Annotated in this window: 16 protein-coding genes and 1 pseudogene; 10 read left to right on the top strand and 7 right to left on the bottom strand. The window is 61.8% G+C overall.

Annotated features, from left to right (window positions below; all coding sequences use genetic code 11):
* Positions 1-383 precede the first annotated feature (383 nt).
* From BLV61_RS29150 to BLV61_RS29105, 10 genes are all read left to right on the top strand, one after another.
* Positions 384-737, top strand: coding sequence for a hypothetical protein (locus BLV61_RS29150; protein ID WP_090469307.1), 354 nt, complete (start codon positions 384-386; stop codon positions 735-737).
* Positions 738-1,027: 290 nt separating this feature from the next.
* The gene (locus BLV61_RS29145) at positions 1,028-1,987 is read left to right on the top strand and encodes an AAA family ATPase (RefSeq protein WP_003218556.1); all 960 of its coding nucleotides are present in this window, start codon (positions 1,028-1,030) and stop codon (positions 1,985-1,987) included.
* A gap of 5 nt (positions 1,988-1,992) precedes the next feature.
* Positions 1,993-2,937 (top strand): DUF58 domain-containing protein, encoded by a 945-nt coding sequence (locus BLV61_RS29140; protein WP_090469304.1) that lies wholly within the window; start codon positions 1,993-1,995, stop codon positions 2,935-2,937.
* Positions 2,934-3,428 (top strand): DUF4381 domain-containing protein, encoded by a 495-nt coding sequence (locus BLV61_RS29135; protein ID WP_090469301.1) that lies wholly within the window; start codon positions 2,934-2,936, stop codon positions 3,426-3,428. The genes BLV61_RS29140 and BLV61_RS29135 overlap by 4 nt, the downstream gene beginning before the upstream one ends.
* A complete protein-coding gene (locus BLV61_RS29130) occupies positions 3,421-4,500 on the top strand; it encodes a vWA domain-containing protein (RefSeq protein ID WP_090469298.1) in 1,080 nt (359 codons plus the stop codon). Before BLV61_RS29135 ends, BLV61_RS29130 begins: the two co-directional genes overlap by 8 nt.
* Positions 4,497-6,236, top strand: a complete 1,740-nt coding sequence (locus BLV61_RS29125) for a tetratricopeptide repeat protein (RefSeq protein WP_090469295.1) — start codon at positions 4,497-4,499, stop codon at positions 6,234-6,236. Before BLV61_RS29130 ends, BLV61_RS29125 begins: the two co-directional genes overlap by 4 nt.
* The gene (locus BLV61_RS29120) at positions 6,233-7,885 is read left to right on the top strand and encodes a BatD family protein (protein WP_090469292.1); all 1,653 of its coding nucleotides are present in this window, start codon (positions 6,233-6,235) and stop codon (positions 7,883-7,885) included. The genes BLV61_RS29125 and BLV61_RS29120 overlap by 4 nt, the downstream gene beginning before the upstream one ends.
* Before the next feature lie 260 nt (positions 7,886-8,145).
* Positions 8,146-9,390, top strand: coding sequence for an exonuclease SbcCD subunit D C-terminal domain-containing protein (locus BLV61_RS29115; RefSeq protein WP_090469289.1), 1,245 nt, complete (start codon positions 8,146-8,148; stop codon positions 9,388-9,390).
* Positions 9,387-13,028 carry an AAA family ATPase gene (locus BLV61_RS29110; RefSeq protein ID WP_090469286.1) on the top strand — a complete coding sequence of 1,214 codons (3,642 nt, stop codon included), beginning with the start codon at positions 9,387-9,389 and terminating at the stop codon, positions 13,026-13,028. The genes BLV61_RS29115 and BLV61_RS29110 overlap by 4 nt, the downstream gene beginning before the upstream one ends.
* Positions 13,025-13,621: a glutathione S-transferase gene (locus BLV61_RS29105; RefSeq protein WP_090469282.1), complete on the top strand. Its 597-nt coding sequence runs from the start codon at positions 13,025-13,027 to the stop codon at positions 13,619-13,621. The genes BLV61_RS29110 and BLV61_RS29105 overlap by 4 nt, the downstream gene beginning before the upstream one ends.
* A gap of 11 nt (positions 13,622-13,632) precedes the next feature.
* Here the strand turns inward: BLV61_RS29105 and BLV61_RS31745 are convergent.
* The 7 genes and pseudogenes from BLV61_RS31745 to BLV61_RS29075 form a co-directional block, all read right to left on the bottom strand.
* A pseudogene (locus BLV61_RS31745) lies at positions 13,633-13,710 on the bottom strand (outer membrane lipoprotein carrier protein LolA); the annotation flags it as partial.
* Positions 13,711-13,754: 44 nt separating this feature from the next.
* Positions 13,755-14,012, bottom strand: coding sequence for a hypothetical protein (locus tag BLV61_RS29095; protein WP_047528375.1), 258 nt, complete (start codon positions 14,010-14,012; stop codon positions 13,755-13,757).
* Positions 14,009-14,221 (bottom strand): hypothetical protein, encoded by a 213-nt coding sequence (locus tag BLV61_RS29090; protein WP_047528372.1) that lies wholly within the window; start codon positions 14,219-14,221, stop codon positions 14,009-14,011. The genes BLV61_RS29095 and BLV61_RS29090 overlap by 4 nt, the downstream gene beginning before the upstream one ends.
* A 115-nt stretch (positions 14,222-14,336) precedes the next feature.
* Positions 14,337-14,462: a hypothetical protein gene (locus BLV61_RS31920; RefSeq protein WP_269082042.1), complete on the bottom strand. Its 126-nt coding sequence runs from the start codon at positions 14,460-14,462 to the stop codon at positions 14,337-14,339.
* Positions 14,463-14,670: 208 nt separating this feature from the next.
* Positions 14,671-14,850 (bottom strand): hypothetical protein, encoded by a 180-nt coding sequence (locus tag BLV61_RS29085; RefSeq protein WP_090320901.1) that lies wholly within the window; start codon positions 14,848-14,850, stop codon positions 14,671-14,673.
* Positions 14,851-15,006: 156 nt separating this feature from the next.
* The gene (locus BLV61_RS29080; protein WP_090469275.1) at positions 15,007-16,176 is read right to left on the bottom strand and encodes a lactonase family protein; all 1,170 of its coding nucleotides are present in this window, start codon (positions 16,174-16,176) and stop codon (positions 15,007-15,009) included.
* Positions 16,169-16,477 carry a DUF5629 family protein gene (locus BLV61_RS29075; RefSeq protein WP_090469272.1) on the bottom strand — a complete coding sequence of 103 codons (309 nt, stop codon included), beginning with the start codon at positions 16,475-16,477 and terminating at the stop codon, positions 16,169-16,171. The genes BLV61_RS29080 and BLV61_RS29075 overlap by 8 nt, the downstream gene beginning before the upstream one ends.
* Positions 16,478-16,590 lie beyond the last annotated feature (113 nt).

Below are 16,590 nucleotides of genomic sequence, written 5' to 3'. Positions count from 1 at the left end.
TGGACGAGACACTCAGGTCACATTCACCTTCCATGAATGGGCATCTGCAAAAACGACTGGGCTGCGTGCAGCTCAATGCCTTTACAGGTGCTCATCCGTTGCGCAGCTTAACGAGTGCGGCAAGGCCCGTGCTTGCGGTGCTGCGACATATTCGGTCAACGGTACGCTGCTTGGTGGCGACGCCATCGAACAACACTAGCAGCCGTATGGGATTTTGGGCGTTTTATGCCCGGATTGACGGCACATCCGTACCAGAAATGACCAGCAACACTTCGGTCGTTCACGACTCACTCGCTGACACTTGAACGAGCATAAACAGGCGAGGACTGGCAGAATCGTCCTTTGTTCGCCTTCACAACGCTCGCCGAGCCAGGAATCCCCCCATGCAAATGACCACCGCCCTCTTGATCGTCAACCCTTGCGATGAAGAAGAAGAGAACATGGCCATGCTCTGCTGCCACAGCGACGAGGGCGAAATGTTCCTGATGAGTCGCTACCCGGACGAGGACGAGCTTGAGATCACTCTCGATGGCGAACCCTCGACCCTGGACGGGGTGAAAGTCACCCTGAGCCCTACCCTGCTGAAAATCGAAATTGCTGCAACGGATGCCGATGCGTTGAATGGGGATGATGTGCTGGAGATCACTCACAGCACTGATGCGAGTGATCTGGCGGAAGTTGAGGAAACCTTGAAGAACATTCTCGAGGGGACCGGGACTTACATCAGCAACATTTGACGGTGCCTGAGCAGGCTTCATCGCGGGCAAGCCCGCTCCCACAAGGTCTGGATGTGCAGCACAGATAGTGAGCACACCGCAGATAACTGTGGGAGCGGGCTTGCCCGCGATAGCGTCGTGAAGCCCCAACCTGCCTCCCTGCCTGTCTAGGTTACGGCGCCTCTCCAATCATTTCCCCCACTTTGCGCAAAATGCCGTTAGTCGCCGCCCCCCGCGATGGATTAAAGTAACGCCCCCAGCCCTGGCGTTATTCGAACGTCTTCGGTCACCCTTTCCAGGAACAGTCATCGATGGAACATCGTGAAGCGCTGCTAGCGCTGCGAACCTTTCTTTCAACGCAGATTCTCGGCCAGGAAAAACTCATCGAGCGCTTGCTCATCGCCCTGCTTGCCGACGGCCACATGCTGGTCGAAGGCGCTCCTGGCCTGGCCAAAACCAAGGCCATCAAAGAACTGGCAGAAGGCATCGAAGCCCAGTTCCATCGCATTCAGTTCACCCCCGACCTGTTGCCCGCCGACATCACCGGCACGGAAATCTATCGCCCGGAAACCGGCAGCTTCGTGTTCCAGCAAGGTCCGATCTTCCACAACCTGGTGCTGGCGGACGAAATCAACCGGGCCCCGGCCAAGGTTCAGTCGGCCTTGCTCGAAGCCATGGCCGAGCGCCAGGTCAGTGTCGGGCGCAGCACTTATGAGCTGTCTCCGCTGTTTTTGGTGATGGCCACGCAAAACCCCATCGAGCAGGAAGGCACCTACCCGCTGCCCGAGGCCCAGCTCGACCGTTTCCTGATGCACGTGAAAATCGGTTTCCCCGATGCCGCCGTCGAACGGCGGATCCTGCAGCAGGCTCGCGGCGAAGCACTGAACGGCGAGACCAAGCCCGAGCGCCGGGTCAGCCAGCAGGCCATCTTTGCCGCGCGCAAGGAAATCCTCGGCTTATACATGGCCGACGCCGTGGAGGAATACCTGGTGCAACTGGTCATGGCTACGCGGACACCGGCCAAATTCGACCCGGAGATGGCCGAATGGATTGCGTACGGCGCCAGTCCTCGCGGTTCGATTGCCCTCGACCGTTGCGCCCGCGCCCACGCCTGGCTCGCCGGACGCGACTTCGTCAGCCCGGAAGACATCCAGGCCGTGTTGTTCGATGTGCTGCGCCACCGCATCATTCTCTCCTTTGAAGCCGAAGCCGCAGGGATCGACCAGGATCGGGTGGTCCAGCGGATTCTCGACGTCGTAGCCGTCGCTTGACCCCGATGAACGTCCCCCTGCCGTCCCAACCGGGTATCCGCGTCACGCTCGCCGAGCTGATCGAGATGCGCCATCGCGTACGTGAAGTGCAGTTATTCTCCACGCCGAGCCAGCGCAGCCCGCTGATCGGCCTGCACCACTCCAAGCTGCGCGGACGGGGCGTGGATTTCGATCAGGTGCGGGTCTACCAGGCCGGTGACGACGTACGCACCATCGACTGGCGCGTCACCGCGCGAACTCAAGAACCGCACACCAAGCTGTTCCATGAAGAGCGCGAGCGGCCGATCTTCATCATGGTCGAGCAAAGCCGGCGGCTGTTTTTCGGCTCCGGGCTGATGTTCAAGTCGGTGCTCGCCGCCCAGGCCGCGAGCCTGATCGGTTGGGCGGCGCTGGGTCATAACGATCGGGTCGGCGGGCTGGTGTTCGGCGACAACGAGCATTACGAAATCAAACCCCGGCGCAGCAAGCAGAGCCTGCTGCAATTGCTCAACCGACTGGTGCGCGTCAACCAGTCCCTGAACACCGAAAGCGAGCCGTCCCGCGATGCCTTCGGCATTGCCTTGCGCCGCGCCCGGGAAGTGTTGCGCCCGGGCAGCCTGGTGATCGTGATCTGCGACGAGCGGGCCCTGTCCGAAAGCGCCGAACAGCAGTTGAGTTTGTTGTCGCGCCATTGCGACCTGTTGCTGCTGCCACTGTCCGACCCGCTGGATCATGCCCTGCCCGCCGCCGGGCTGTTGCGCTTTGCCGAACGTGGCGCACAACTCGAACTCGACACGCTGAACTTCGATCTGCGCCAGACCTACCGTGCCCAGGCCGAAGTGCGCATTGCCCGCTGGGAGTTGCTCGCGCAAAAGCTGCGCGTGTTGTTGATGCCGTTGAGCACCCAAAGCGAGATGGTCGAACAATTGCGCGAATACCTGAACCCACAGAAACCGGGGAAAGGTCGATGAACGGTCTCGATCAACTGCAACCGCTGATTACCCCGCCGGCCATCGGGTTCTGGCCACCGGCGCCGGGCTGGTGGTCACTGCTGTTACTGCTGCCTTTGATCGGTTTCGGCCTGTGGAAGCTGCGACGCTTGATTCCCGACAAACGCCCGATCGTGCGCGCCGAACAACCGCTGGACCCGGTGCGCCTCGCCGCACTGGCGGAACTGGCGATGATGCCCAAGCCCTACGACGGCGCACCGGCAGGCGCCTGGCTGCAACAGCTCAACGGCCTGCTCAAGCGCCTGTGCCGCAACCACTATCCCTACAGCCAGAGCCACACCCTCAACGGGCGCAAATGGCTGGCATTTCTGGACAACCGCTGCCCGGCGGCCGGCCTGACCCGCTGGATGGTGCTGGTCGAAGGGGCCTACAAGCCCGAATGCAAACTCGACGACAAGGCCATCGCCGGCCTGACCCAAGCCGTCGAAATCTGGATTCGCAAACATGTTTGAGTTCGCCTGGCCATGGATCTTCGTCCTGCTGCCGCTGCCGTGGCTGATGCGCATCCTGTTGCCGGTGGCCGACAGCGGCGAGCCGGCGCTCAAAGTCAGCTTCCTCAGTGACCTCGAAGGGCTGGCTCGCCGCCGTGCTCGCGCGAACCTGCCGGCCTGGCGCCAACAGGCACCGTTCATGCTGCTGTGGTTGATGCTGCTGATCGCCGCCGCGCGTCCGCAATGGCTGGGCGAGCCGCTGCCGATTGCCGCCAGCGGCCGTGATCTGCTGGTGGCGGTGGACGTGTCCGGCTCCATGGACTTCCCCGACATGCAATGGGAGGACGATGACGTCAGCCGCCTTGCGCTGGTCCAGCATCTGCTCGGCGACTTCCTCGAAAGCCGCGAAGGTGATCGGGTCGGCTTGATCCTGTTTGGCAGCCAGGCGTACCTGCAAGCGCCACTGACGTTCGACCGCCATACCGTGCGTATCTGGCTCGACGAGGCGCGCATCGGCATCGCCGGCAAGAACACCGCCATCGGCGACGCCATTGGTCTGGCCATCAAGCGCTTGCGCCAGCGTCCGGCGCAAAGTCGCGTATTGATACTGGTGACGGACGGCGCCAATAACGGCGGCCAGATCGACCCGCTGACCGCTGCGCGTCTGGCGGCCAAGGAAGGGGTGAAAATCTACCCGATCGGCATCGGCGCCGACCCGGAGCAAAGTGGCACCCTGGGATTCCTCGGGATCAACCCGAGCCTGGACCTGGACGAACCCTCCCTCAAAGCCATCGCCGAAACCACGGGCGGCCAGTACTTCCGGGCCCGTGACGGCAAGGAACTGCAAGCGATCAAGGACACCCTCGACCAACTGGAGCCGGTGGCACAGCAACCGACCCAGGCCCGCCCGGCCGAGACCCTGTATCAGTGGCCTTTGGCGCTGGCACTGTTGTTGAGCATGCTGTTGGTGGCCCGCGAGCTCTGGCCGGATAACCCGCTGCACCGTTTGTTTACCAAGGATCTGTTTTTGCAAACGCAACTGCCCGACTGGCGAGAGCGGCTCAAGCGCCTGCGCCTGCGGAGGCGTCGATGAGCGCACTCTGGCCCTACTGGTTCCGCCCCTGGTGGCTGTTATTGCTGCCACTGCTTGGCTGGCTGCTCTGGCAACTCTGGCATCGGCAGAAGCGTGCCGGGCGCTGGCAGATGATTCTGCCCCCGGCCTTCCATGCGGCATTGCTCAGTGGCGGTAACGGACGCGACAGCAAACTGCCATGGATAGCCCTCGGCGTGGCCTGGCTACTGACCGTATTCGCACTGTTGGGACCGAGCTGGGAACGTGTCGAGCAACTGAGCCAGAAACCCGCCGACCCGTTGGTGGTGCTTCTGGAGTTGACCCCGGAGATGCTCGCCACCGACGTTCAGCCCAACCGGCTGGAACAGGCCCGGCGCAAGCTCTTCGACCTGCTGCAAAATCGCAGTGATGCGCAGACGGCCATCGTCGTATACGCCGGCAGTGCCCATACCCTGGTGCCCCTGTCGGACGATTTGGCCACCAGCCGCAATCTGCTCGATGCACTCAAGCCGTCGCTGATGCCCGAAGCCGGCCATCGCGCCGACCTCGCGGTGGTCAAGGCACTGACGTTGCTGCAACAGGCCGCGCTCGGCGATGGCCGGATCCTGTTGATCGGCTCGTCCCTCACGGAACAGGAACGCCTGGAGATTCGCCGTGCGCTGAGCGGCAAGTCAACGCAGTTTCTGATGCTCGGCATCGGCACCGCCGAAGGGGCGCCGATCACTCAGGACGATGGCAGTTTTCTCAAGGACGAACAGGGCGCGATTCTGGTGCCGCGTCTGGACGACGCCGGCCTCAAAGCCTTCGCCAGTGACCTGGATGGACATTATCGCCACGCGCGCCTTGACGATGCCGATCTGCGTGAGCTCGGCCTGCTCGACGGCCCGCGAAACCTGCGCAACGACGGCCAGACCCTGCGCCTGGACACCTGGGCCGATCAGGGTTACTGGTTGCTGCTGCCCTTGTTGCTGCTGGCGGCCTGCGCCGGCCGTCGCGGCTGGCTGTTCTGCCTGCCGCTGTTGCTGGCGCTGCCACAACCGAGCTATGCCTTCGACTTCCAGGACCTGTGGCTGCGCCCCGACCAACAGGGTCAACACTTGCTCAAGCAGAAACGCCCGGCAGAAGCGGCACAGCATTTCGAAGATCACCAATGGCAAGGCGTGGCCCTTTACGAGGCTGGCGACTACACCGGCGCCGCCCAGCGGTTCGCCGAAGGCAATGACGCCCACGCCCACTACAATCGTGGCAATGCCCTGGCCAAGAGTGGTGAACTGGAAGCGGCGCTGGATGCTTACGACCAGGCACTGGAACGCCAACCGGACTTGCGCCCGGCCCTGACCAACAAGGCGCTGGTGGAAAACCTGCTCAAGCAAAAGCAGACCCCGCCTGCCGCCGAGCCGGACAAGGCCTCCAGTGAAGAGCCGCAGACGCCTCCACAAGAATCACCGTCCAGCGCCACGACGCAACCGTCGAACACTGGCGAAGCGAAAACCGAGGGCGAAGACGAAAAAACCACCGCCGAACAACCGCCCTCTACCCCCCCGCGCCCCGGCAGCAATGAAGTACCGGGCAGCGAACTGGGGGATGAACAGCACACCACGCCACCCATGCGTCCGGCCAACGACAGCATCGAGGGCGAACAACAGCAGGCGCTGGAGCAATGGCTTCGGCAGATCCCGGATGACCCCGGCGAATTGCTCAGACGCAAATTCTGGTACGAACAGCAACAACATCAGGATCAGGGAAAAACTCGATGACCCGCTTCACCGCCTACATGCTCGCCTCGATGCCGGCCTTGCTGATCTGCACCGTTCAGACCCAGGCAGCCGAGCTGGTCGCCAGCGTCGATCGCACGCGTCTGAGCTCCGGAGAGACGATCGAACTGACCCTGGAGTCCTCCGACGTGACGCAGTTCGGCAAGCCGGACCTGGCGCCGCTGGAGCCGCTGTTCGACGTGCGCGGCACACGCCAGGTCAACCAGTTGAACACCCTCAGTGGCGACAACCGCGCCACGACCCGCTGGATCGTCACGCTGCTGCCGAAACAAACGGGCAGCGTGGTGATTCCGCCGCTGAAACTGGGTGAGGTCGAGAGCCAGCCGATCACCGTACAAGTGGTAGAAAGCGAAACCCAGGACAACCCGAACAAACAGGCCCCGGTCTTCATCGACGCCAGCCTCGATCAGAGCAGCGTGTACGTGCAGGCTCAGGCGATCCTGACGTTGCGCATCTACCACTCGGTGTCGCTGTACGACGACAGCAGCCTGCCGCCGTTGCAGATTCCCGATGCACGCATCGAGCAGCTCGGCGAGTCGCGCACCTACGAGAAAGACATCAACGGCGTGCGCCACGGCGTGATCGAAATGCGCTATGCGATCTACCCGCAGCACAGTGGCGAATTGATCATCCCGGCGCAGATCTTCAATGCCGCCCTGGTGGATGCACAACCCGCCCCGGACGCCACGCCGCAGTCGCCGAAATCCGGCAAACTGATGCGCGTCAGCTCCAGTGAACGGCTGCTGACGGTCAAGGCCAAACCCATCACCTACCCCGCCGACCTGCCTTGGCTGCCGGCACGTAGCCTGACCCTGAGCGAGAACTGGAACCCGGAGCCCGATCATGTCCAGGTCGGTGATTCGCTGACCCGCAGCCTGATCGTCAAGGCCGAAGGCCTTGGCAGTTCGCAACTTCCACCGCTGCCCGGCACCGAGGCCAGCGGTCTGCGTCGTTATCCGGATCAACCGGTGCTCGGCAACCAGAACAGCGACCGTGGCCTGGTCGGCAGTCGCGAAGACCGCGAGGCGCTGGTGCCGGCCCGTAGCGGCCCGATCGAATTGCCGTCGGTCGAAGTGGTCTGGTGGAACACCTTTGAAGACCATCTGGAACACAGCAGCCTGCCTGCCAGAACCCTGCAGGTCTCGGTCAATCCGAGCCTGATGGTCGACACGCCGGCCGGCAATTCTCCGACCAACGCCACGGTCGACAGCGAGACCCTGTGGCGCTGGAAACTCAGCACCCTGATCCTCGCTTGCACCACTTTGCTGGGCTTCGGCCTGTGGTGGCGCGCGCGCTGGCAACCGGCGATCGCGCGAGCCGCACAAACCGGCCCGAGCCCGCGTACCGTGCTCGACGACCTCAAGCGCGCCTGCCAGGCCAACGACCCCCACGCCACGCGCCAGGCCCTCGACGCCTGGGCCCGGCAGCAACCGGAAACCCTGGCCGACATGGCCGCCCGCTTCGTCCCCCTGTCCGACGCCCTCGACGGCCTCAACGGCGCGCTCTACAGCGAAACCGGCCAACACTGGCAAGGCGAAGAGCTGTGGCGGGCGATCCGCACCATCCCGATTGCCGAGCGGGTCCAGGACCCGGTGGGTGACAGTGGTTTGCCGCCGCTGTATCCCAAATAAACAACTGCATTGATTGCAAAGACCTTTTGTGGCGAGGGCACTCGCTCCCGCTCGGTTGCGAAGCAATCGTAAACAGCTTGACGCGTTATCATTGAAAACCGTGGGCGTGCGAATTTTGGGCCGCTTCGCAGCCCAGCGGGAGCGAGCTCCTTCGCCACAGGTTCGCGGTGCGATCGTGCTTTTTTGCCAGTAAACTCTCTCCCCTTTCGCCGCTGTCATTTGTCCCTGCGGCCATCACCTTTTATCTAGCGGAGTTGCCCTTGCGTCTGTTCCACACCTCCGACTGGCACCTCGGGCAGAACCTGCACGGCCAGGATCGCGATTTCGAGCACGGTTGTTTTCTCGACTGGCTGCTGCGTCAGCTCAAGCTGGATCAGCCCGATGTGCTGCTGATCGCCGGCGACATCTTCGACACGGTCAATCCGCCGGTCAAAGCCCAGGAGCGCCTCTACGACTTCATTGTCAGCGCCCACGAGCAGCAGCCGTTGCTGACCATCGTGATGATTGCCGGCAACCACGATTCCGGGTCGCGGATCGAACTGCCGGCGCCGTTGATGCGTCGCTTGCGCACCCATGCCCTGGGGCGCGTGCTGTGGCTGGATGATGGGCAACTGGACGCCGAACGCCTGCTGTTGCCATTGCCGGACGCCAACGGCGACATCGCCGGCTGGTGCCTGGCGCTGCCGTTTCTGCGCCCGGCGGAAGTGACCGGCGCGCATCTGGGCGACAACTACTTGCGCGGTATTGGCCAGGTCCATGAATGGCTGATCGAAGCGGCCAATGCCAAACGCCAGCCGGGCCAGGCGCTGATCGCCATCAGCCATGCGCACATGGCCGGTGGTTCGGTGTCGGAAGACTCCGAGCGCAGCCTGATCATCGGCAACGCCGAAGCCCTGCCCGCCAGCCTGTTCGGGCCGAGCATCAGCTACGTGGCCCTCGGTCACTTGCACAAGCCGCAGAAGGTCAACGGCGAGGAGCGCATTCGCTACAGCGGCTCGCCGATTCCGTTGTCGTTCTCCGAAATCGGCTACCAGCATCAGATTCTCGACATCACCCTCGACGGCGAAACCCTGGTCAGCGTCGAACCCAAGCTCATCCCCCGCGCGGTGAACCTGCAGCGCCTCGGCCCGGCGCCGCTGGCGGAGATCCTGTTGCAATTGGCCGACCTGCCAAACATCGACCTGCTCGCCGACTTGCAGCGTCAGCCCTGGCTGGAAGTCCGCGTACGCCTTGACGAACCGCAACCTGACTTGCGCCATCAGGTGGAAAGCGCCCTGCAAGGCAAGGCTGTGCGCCTGGTGCGCATCGCCGCCGAGTACGCCGGCAATGGCAGTCGTGACGGCGCCGAGGACGGTGCGGCGTTGATCGAACTGGACCAGCTCACGCCTCAGGAACTGTTCAGTCGTGCCTGGCAGGACAACTACGGCAGCGAAGTCGACGAGCAAACCCTCAAGGACTTTGCCGAGCTGCTGCAAGACGTGCAGATGGAGAGCGAACAGCCATGAAGATCCTCGCGATCCGCCTGAAAAACCTCGCCTCCCTGGCGGGGCCGTTTGAAATCGACTTCACCGCCGAACCCTTGGCCAGTGCCGGGCTGTTCGCCATCACCGGCCCGACCGGCGCCGGCAAAAGCACGTTGCTTGATGCCCTGTGTCTGGCGCTGTTCGGCGCGGTTCCACGCCTGAACAACACCGGCCGCGACGCCAAGGTGCCGGACGCCGATGGCGAAATCGGCACCGGTGACCCGCGCACCCTGCTGCGTCGCGGCACCGGTGAAGGCTATGCCGAAGTGGATTTCGTCGGCGTCGACGGCCGCCGCTATCGCGCACGCTGGGAAGCCAACCGCGCCCGGGAAAAGGCCAGTGGCAAGTTGCAAGCCAGTCGCCAGAGCCTGCGTGACATCGATCAGGATCAACTGCTGGCCAGCCAGAAAGGCGAATACAAGACCCAACTCGAAGCCGCCCTGGGCCTGAATTTCGAACAGTTCACCCGCGCCGTGCTGCTGGCCCAAAGCGAGTTCAGCGCCTTTCTCAAGGCCGATGACAACGACCGCAGCGAACTGCTGGAAAAACTCACCGACACCGCGCTCTACACCCGCCTCGGCCGTCGCGCCTTCGACAAGACCAAAGAGGCACGCGAAGCGCACAAACTGCTGCAGGACCAGGCCAGCGGTGTCACCCCGTTGTCGCCCGAAGCCCGTGCGGAGCTGGATGAACGCTTCAACGAAGCGCAGCAACAGCTGAAGTTGCAGCAGGCGCAACTCAAGCAGCTTGAGCAGCAACACACCTGGCTCAAGGATCTTCGTCAGTTGCAGGACGCGCAGCACGCAGCGACCGAGCAACTGCACAGCGCCCAACAGCAGTGGGAAGGTTTGGCCGACGAGCGCCTGAAGCTGACCCGGCTGGAACATCTCGCTCCACAGCGGCACCAGTTCGCCCGCAAAACCGAACTCGATGCACTGTTGACGCCACTGGCCGCGCAGATTGCTGCCCATAGCCGGCAACAGCATGAGCTGACTGAGCGTCAGACGGTGCTGGAGCACAATCTCACGGCCACGCAAACCGCCCTGAGCGAAGCCCAACAACGGCAAACCGAAAGTGCTCCACGACTGCGTCAGGCCTTCGAAGAGCAAAGCACCCTCGCCCGCCTGGCCAAGGAAGCCGCCCTCAGCGCCGACGCGAAGCACACTGCAGAACAGGCCTGTCTCCAAGGCCAAAGCGCCATTCAAAGCTTGCTGGAAAAGCAGACCCAGGTTGCCGAGCGTTTGCAGCGCATCGCCACCGAGCTGGAACGCAGCGGCCATCTGGCATCGCTTGGCGATGCCTGGAATGCTTATAGAGACCGCCTGCAACAGTTGATGCTGATCGGCAACCGTCTAAACAAAGGCCAGGCCGAACTCGCGACCCTCGAACACAACGCCACCCGCAGCGCCGAGGAGTTCGCTACACAAAAGCAGCAACTTGAAGTGCTGTTTAAAGAGGCCGGTGCCGAGCCGGACGCGGTGGCCGAGCAGATCGGCATCCTCGGCAACCTGTTGCAGGACAACCGGAAACAGCTGCGCACCGTCGAAGACCTGATGCGACTGTGGGCCAGCCAGCAGGAACTGGACAGGCGCGGCACCGAACTGCAACAACGCCAGCACGCCGCGCAACAGGAACGTGACCGGCTGACTCAGGACGGGGTAAAAACCAAGGCCGAACTGACGGTGGCCGAACAAACCTTCAACGTCACCCGAGAACTGCTGGAGCGCCAGCGTCTGGCCCGCAGCGCCAGTGTCGAAGAGTTGCGCGCGCAGTTGCAGGACGACCAGCCGTGCCCGGTCTGCGGCAGTCAAGAGCATCCTTACCATCAGCCCGAAGCACTGTTGCAAAGCCTCGGTCGCCACGACGAAAGCGAACAGGCCAGCGCGCAACAAACCGTCGACCAGCTCAAGGAAAAGCTCACCGAATTGCGCGCCGAGGTGGTGGGCGTCATCGCCCAGCAAAAGGAATTGCTGCAACAACAGGAGCAACTGAACGCCCAGCAACAAGCCTTGGCCCCAAGCCTCAGCGCCCACCCTCTGGCCGCACAACTGCTGGATCAGGACGCCGCACAGCGAGACGCCTGGCTGACCCGCCACAACGATCAGTTGAACCAGAGCATCGCTCAGGACGAACAGCGTCAGCGCGCCCTGCTCACCTTGCAGCAAGACGCCGCGCGTTTGACCCAGCAATTGCGCCAAGCCGAAACAGCGTACCAACAAGCGGCCCAGCACCTGAGTAACCAGCAGCGCGAATTGAGCAGTGACCGTCAACGACTCGACGAGGAACTCACCGCGTTCGGCAGTCTGTTGCCGGCCGAAACCCTCGAAGCGCTACGGATGGAACCTGCTGCGACGTTCATGCAGCTGGATCGGCAGATCACCGAACGGCTCGCACAACTCGATCAGCAGAAAGAAGAGCTGGCCGAGCAGCAACAGCGTCAACAGACGCTTGAGAAAGAACAAGATCGCCAGCAAACCCGCGTGCAACAACTGCAAACCGCCGAGCAGCAGTTCAGTGCGCTGGCCGAGCAGCAACAGGCTTGCCAGCTCCAGCTTGCGCACTTGCTGGGCGAGCACAGCAGCGCCGAGCAGTTTCAGCAAGGGCTGGAAAACGCCGTAGAGCAAGCACGCAGTGCCGAAACAACAACGGCGCAGGAACTGCAAAACGTCCGTACGCAACGCGTGCAGATCGCCGCCGAACTCAAGGCGCAGCAAGAGCGTCTGCAGGCGCTGGACATCGAAGATCGCGATCTCACCGACAAAATCGCCGACTGGCGCGGCCGTCATCCCGAGCTGGATGACGGCGGTCTCGAAGACCTGCTGCGGGTCGATGACACGCACGTGAGCGAGCTTCGCCAGCGTTTGCAGAACAGCGAAAAGGCCATCGAACAGGCCAAAGTGCTGCTGCAAGAGCGCGACCAGCGCCTGCTCGCTCATCAGGCGCAGCACAACGGTAACCTCGACGCCGAGCAACTCGCCACAGCGCTGGCAGAACTGCAAAACCAGTTCAGCGTCAGCGAACAGCGCTGCGCCGAATTGCGTGCCGAGCAGGCAGAAGATCAGCGCCGGCAAAACGCCAATCAGGCCCTGGCGCAACAGATTGCCGATGCTTATGCCGAATTCCAGCGCTGGGCGCGTTTGAATGCGTTGATCGGCTCGGCCACCGGCGACACCTTCCGCAAGATCGCCCAGGCCTACAACCTCGACTTGCTGGTCCATCACGCCAACGTACAATTGCGCCAATTGGTGCGCCGCTATCGCCTCAAGCGCGGTGGCAGCATGCTGGGGTTGCTGGTGATGGACACCGAGATGGGCGACGAACTGCGCTCGGTGCATTCGTTGTCGGGTGGCGAGACCTTCCTGGTATCGCTGGCGCTGGCATTGGGCCTGGCATCGATGGCGTCGAGCACGCTGAAAATCGAATCGCTGTTCATCGACGAAGGCTTCGGCAGCCTCGATCCGGAATCCCTGCAACTGGCCATGGACGCCCTCGACGGCCTGCAGGCCCAGGGCCGCAAGGTCGCGGTCATTTCCCATGTGCAGGAAATGCATGAACGGATCCCGGTGCAGATTCAGGTCCGCCGCCAGGGTAATGGCCTCAGCACCCTGGAGGTGAAATGACCACGCTCTATTCCTTTCGCCGCTGCCCGTACGCCATGCGAGCGCGCATGGCCCTGCGCTACTCAGGGGTTGAATTGAGCATTGTCGAAGTCAGTCTGAAGGCCAAACCCGCCGAAATGCTCGCGCTGTCGAGCAAAGGCACGGTGCCGGTGCTGAACGTGGACGGCCGGGTCATCGATGAAAGCCTGGAGATCATGCGCTGGGCGTTGGCGCAGAACGATCCGCAGGATTGGTTGCTCAAGGATGATCCGCAGGGACAGCTGACGATTGCCGCGCTGATCGAGGCAAACGACCAGTCGTTCAAGGTGCATCTCAATCGCTACAAATACGCCGAACGTTACCCCGAACACGCGATGGCGTTTTACCGCGCCGAGGGTGAGGTGTTCTTGCGCAAGCTCGACGAGATGCTCGACGGTCACGCCTGCTTGCTGGCCGATCATCCCACCCTCGCCGATGTAGCGCTGATGCCGTTCATACGGCAGTTCGCCCATGTCGATCGTGAGTGGTTCGCGCAGACGCCTTATCGGCGGTTACAGGCCTGGTTGCAGCGGTTTATCGAGTCGCAGTTGTTTACGTCGATCATGGCGAAGTAAACGCGATTCCCTGTAGGAGCGAGCCTGCTCGCGAAAAACCTGAGAGCGCCGCGCGGTGCCAGGTTCTCAGCGTCATCGTTCACGACCATCGCGAGCAGGCTCGCTCCCACAGGGAGCGTGGTGATTCAGTGATTCAGGCCAGTACTTCGCACATGCCGATGGCCGAGCAATCAACCTGGAACGGCCCGAAAAAACCGCTTTCAGGCTTGATCGGCGGGTTGCCGGCCAGCAGGCCCAATGCCTTGGCGGTTTCGATGTTACGGGCGATGTTGTGGTTGGCCTCTATGGACCGGGCCACCGAGCCCGCCGAGCCCTGGCCGATCCCCAACAGCGACGCGCCATTGGTCATGAACGCCAGGAAGGCAATGACCCAAAGTCTGTGACCTTTCATGCGCCGCCGACTCCAGCAAGATCCGCCTGGTCGACCATCGCGTTGTGCGCGCGGTGCTCAAACTGGATGCCAGGATGTGCGACTTGAATAGGCGCTTCGAAGGATCGTTGCGACTGCGGCGAAAGGCTGACAACCAACACCATGACCAGGTAAAGACCGATAGCCACATAGGCGCCATGTTTGGCAGAAGTAATGATTGCGCGGGCCATGATGTTCTCCGTGGACATGTTTCAGAGTCCACAGAATCGATCAAAAAAGCGCGGATAACCAACGAGTACCGTCTATAGCAACTATCAGCTTCGTTGATCATTGAAGCGGACTATGTCAGTCCTCGATAAAACTCATCAAGCGTTCGCGGGCAGCGTCAGGCTCGCCAGAAAGAGGCTCTGCGGCGGATAAAATCGGAGTGGAATAGAGGAATAGCAGCACCACAGCCAGACGCATCGCCATCTTGTCGATCCTTTTCTTGAGAAGGAGTCAAAAAATCAGCGTCAAATTTAAACGCATGGCTGAATGATATCAAGCAGAAGATTAGTGGCTATTTGATGCTGTCGTAAATGCGTTATGCAGGAGCGACCTCACTTCAGCGCCTTTCGATCGGTGACCGGTCGATTGGCAAGTGACTTCGCTCCTGCATAAAGGGTGCAGGGAGGCGCTTTCAGTGTTGGGCTTTGTGGTCCAGCGCAGCGTAGAAGTTGGCGCTCTGTTGCAGGTATTTCTGGGTGTAGCTCTGGGTGTGGGATTTTTTCTCGCTGATTTCAACGTTGGCACTGGCTGGCAGGGCAACGGAAGCAGAGATGGCGGAAGCGGCGATTACGGAGAAGAGATTGAAGTTCATGGCGGTATTCCTCGAAGTCAGTTGGCTTGCTTGCCCGGTGGGGCCGTGAAGCAAACTTAACCTTCAAGGGTCGATGCCTTGAAATGCTTTGCAGAAGTACCAGATATCAGCGTCATTGATAGAACGACGCAGGCCCCCTGGACCGGGGCCTGCGGCCTATTGTCGCAGCAAAAACTTGAGATCGCTCGGGGCGTCCATCGGCAACTTCTGCACGGTTTTGCCCAGCAAACCGGTCTTGGCATCGCGCTCGACGACGACAATCCCGTTGCTTTTCTGGTTGGCGATCAACACAAATTTGCCACTGGGATCGAGGCTGAACTCACGCGGGTGGTCACCCTCTACGGAGCGACGCTGCAGTTCCTTGAGGTGGCCGGTTGCAGGGTCGATGGCGAATACAAGCAATTGATTGGCCGTGCCACGGTTGCTGACGTAAAGGAATTTGCCGTCCGCCGAGGCATGCAGCGCGGCGGCAGCCTTGTCCGACACCGGTTGGCCGGCCGCCAGATCGACAATCTGCGTCTGCTCAAGCGAGCCGTCCCGGTAATCGAACACCGCCACCTGCGCACTCATCTCCATGGTCAGCCACGCGTGTTTGCCATCGGCGCTGAACAGCAGATGCCGTGGCCCGCTGCCGGCAGGCAACTGGACGAATGCAGGGTTGGCCGGGGTCAAGGGCAGGTCGGGGTTGGCCTTGGGATCGAAGCGATAGGCAAAGACCCTGTCCGCGCCCAGGTCATTGGAGAACACGTAACGGCTGTCCGGCGACGAGGCCGTCGAATGCACATGCGACGACATTTGCCGCTCGGGATTGACCCGACTGGCCGGATGACTGCTCATCTGCACCACCGGCTTGAGCGCACCGTCAGCACTGACTGGCAACACCGCCAGGGTGCCACCCGGATCTTCGGCCACCGAGTAATTGCTGACAAACAGATGGCTGGCGTCAGCGCTGAGACTCGAATGCGTCGGCTCGTTGCCCAGGCTCTGCACCTGATTGATCAGGCTCAGCTCATGGGTCTTGGGGTCGATCGCGTAGCTGCTGACACGCCCCACCGGATCGCTCTGGCCGGGGCCGTTTTCGTTGACCGCAAACAAATAGCGCTGATCCTTTGACAGAGTCAGCCAGGAGGGATTGTCGCTCTTGATCACTTGCAGGGGTTTGGCGTCGATCTGTCCGGTGGCGCTGTCGAAGTTCAGGCGATAAATGCCCTGGCTCTGGCCAGCGGTGTAGGAGCCTACAAGCAGTTGATACTCGTCGGCAATGGCCGCCTGAACGCCCATCGCGCCCAGGCTGCCGGCCATTAACAAGGGCCAGAAGTTACGCATCCTCATTTTCATCGTCTTCGTCATCGTCGTCGTTGTCACCGCCGAAGACGTCACCGAGGCATACCAAGCGATGTTCGCCAGAATCACCGGTGATCAGCCAGCTTTGCAATGTGCTGTCGAAGGTCGCGGCCTGGATTTGCGCCGGGGTGAACGCCCAGTGCTTGGCCGCTCGACCGTCCATGCATTCGATATGCAGGTTGTCGTCTTCATCGAGGGAGAATTCAAAGGCGTGCAGCCCGTCGATTTCCACCATACCGCAGTGCAAGAGGGTATTGAGCAGGGTGTCGGTTACGGCAGTCATGGCAATCAATCTTTGGAAGGGAAAGACGCAATGATAGCTTATGCATTTGATGACTGTTGCACACAAACCGTGGGGGCGGGCTTGCCCGCGATGGCGTCGTCACAGTCAACATT

It is taken from the genome of Pseudomonas mohnii (assembly GCF_900105115.1).
Lineage (GTDB): Bacteria > Pseudomonadota > Gammaproteobacteria > Pseudomonadales > Pseudomonadaceae > Aquipseudomonas > Aquipseudomonas mohnii.
The sequence above is the reverse complement of the archived record's forward strand: the minus strand, read 5'-3'. Positions and strand labels throughout refer to the sequence as shown.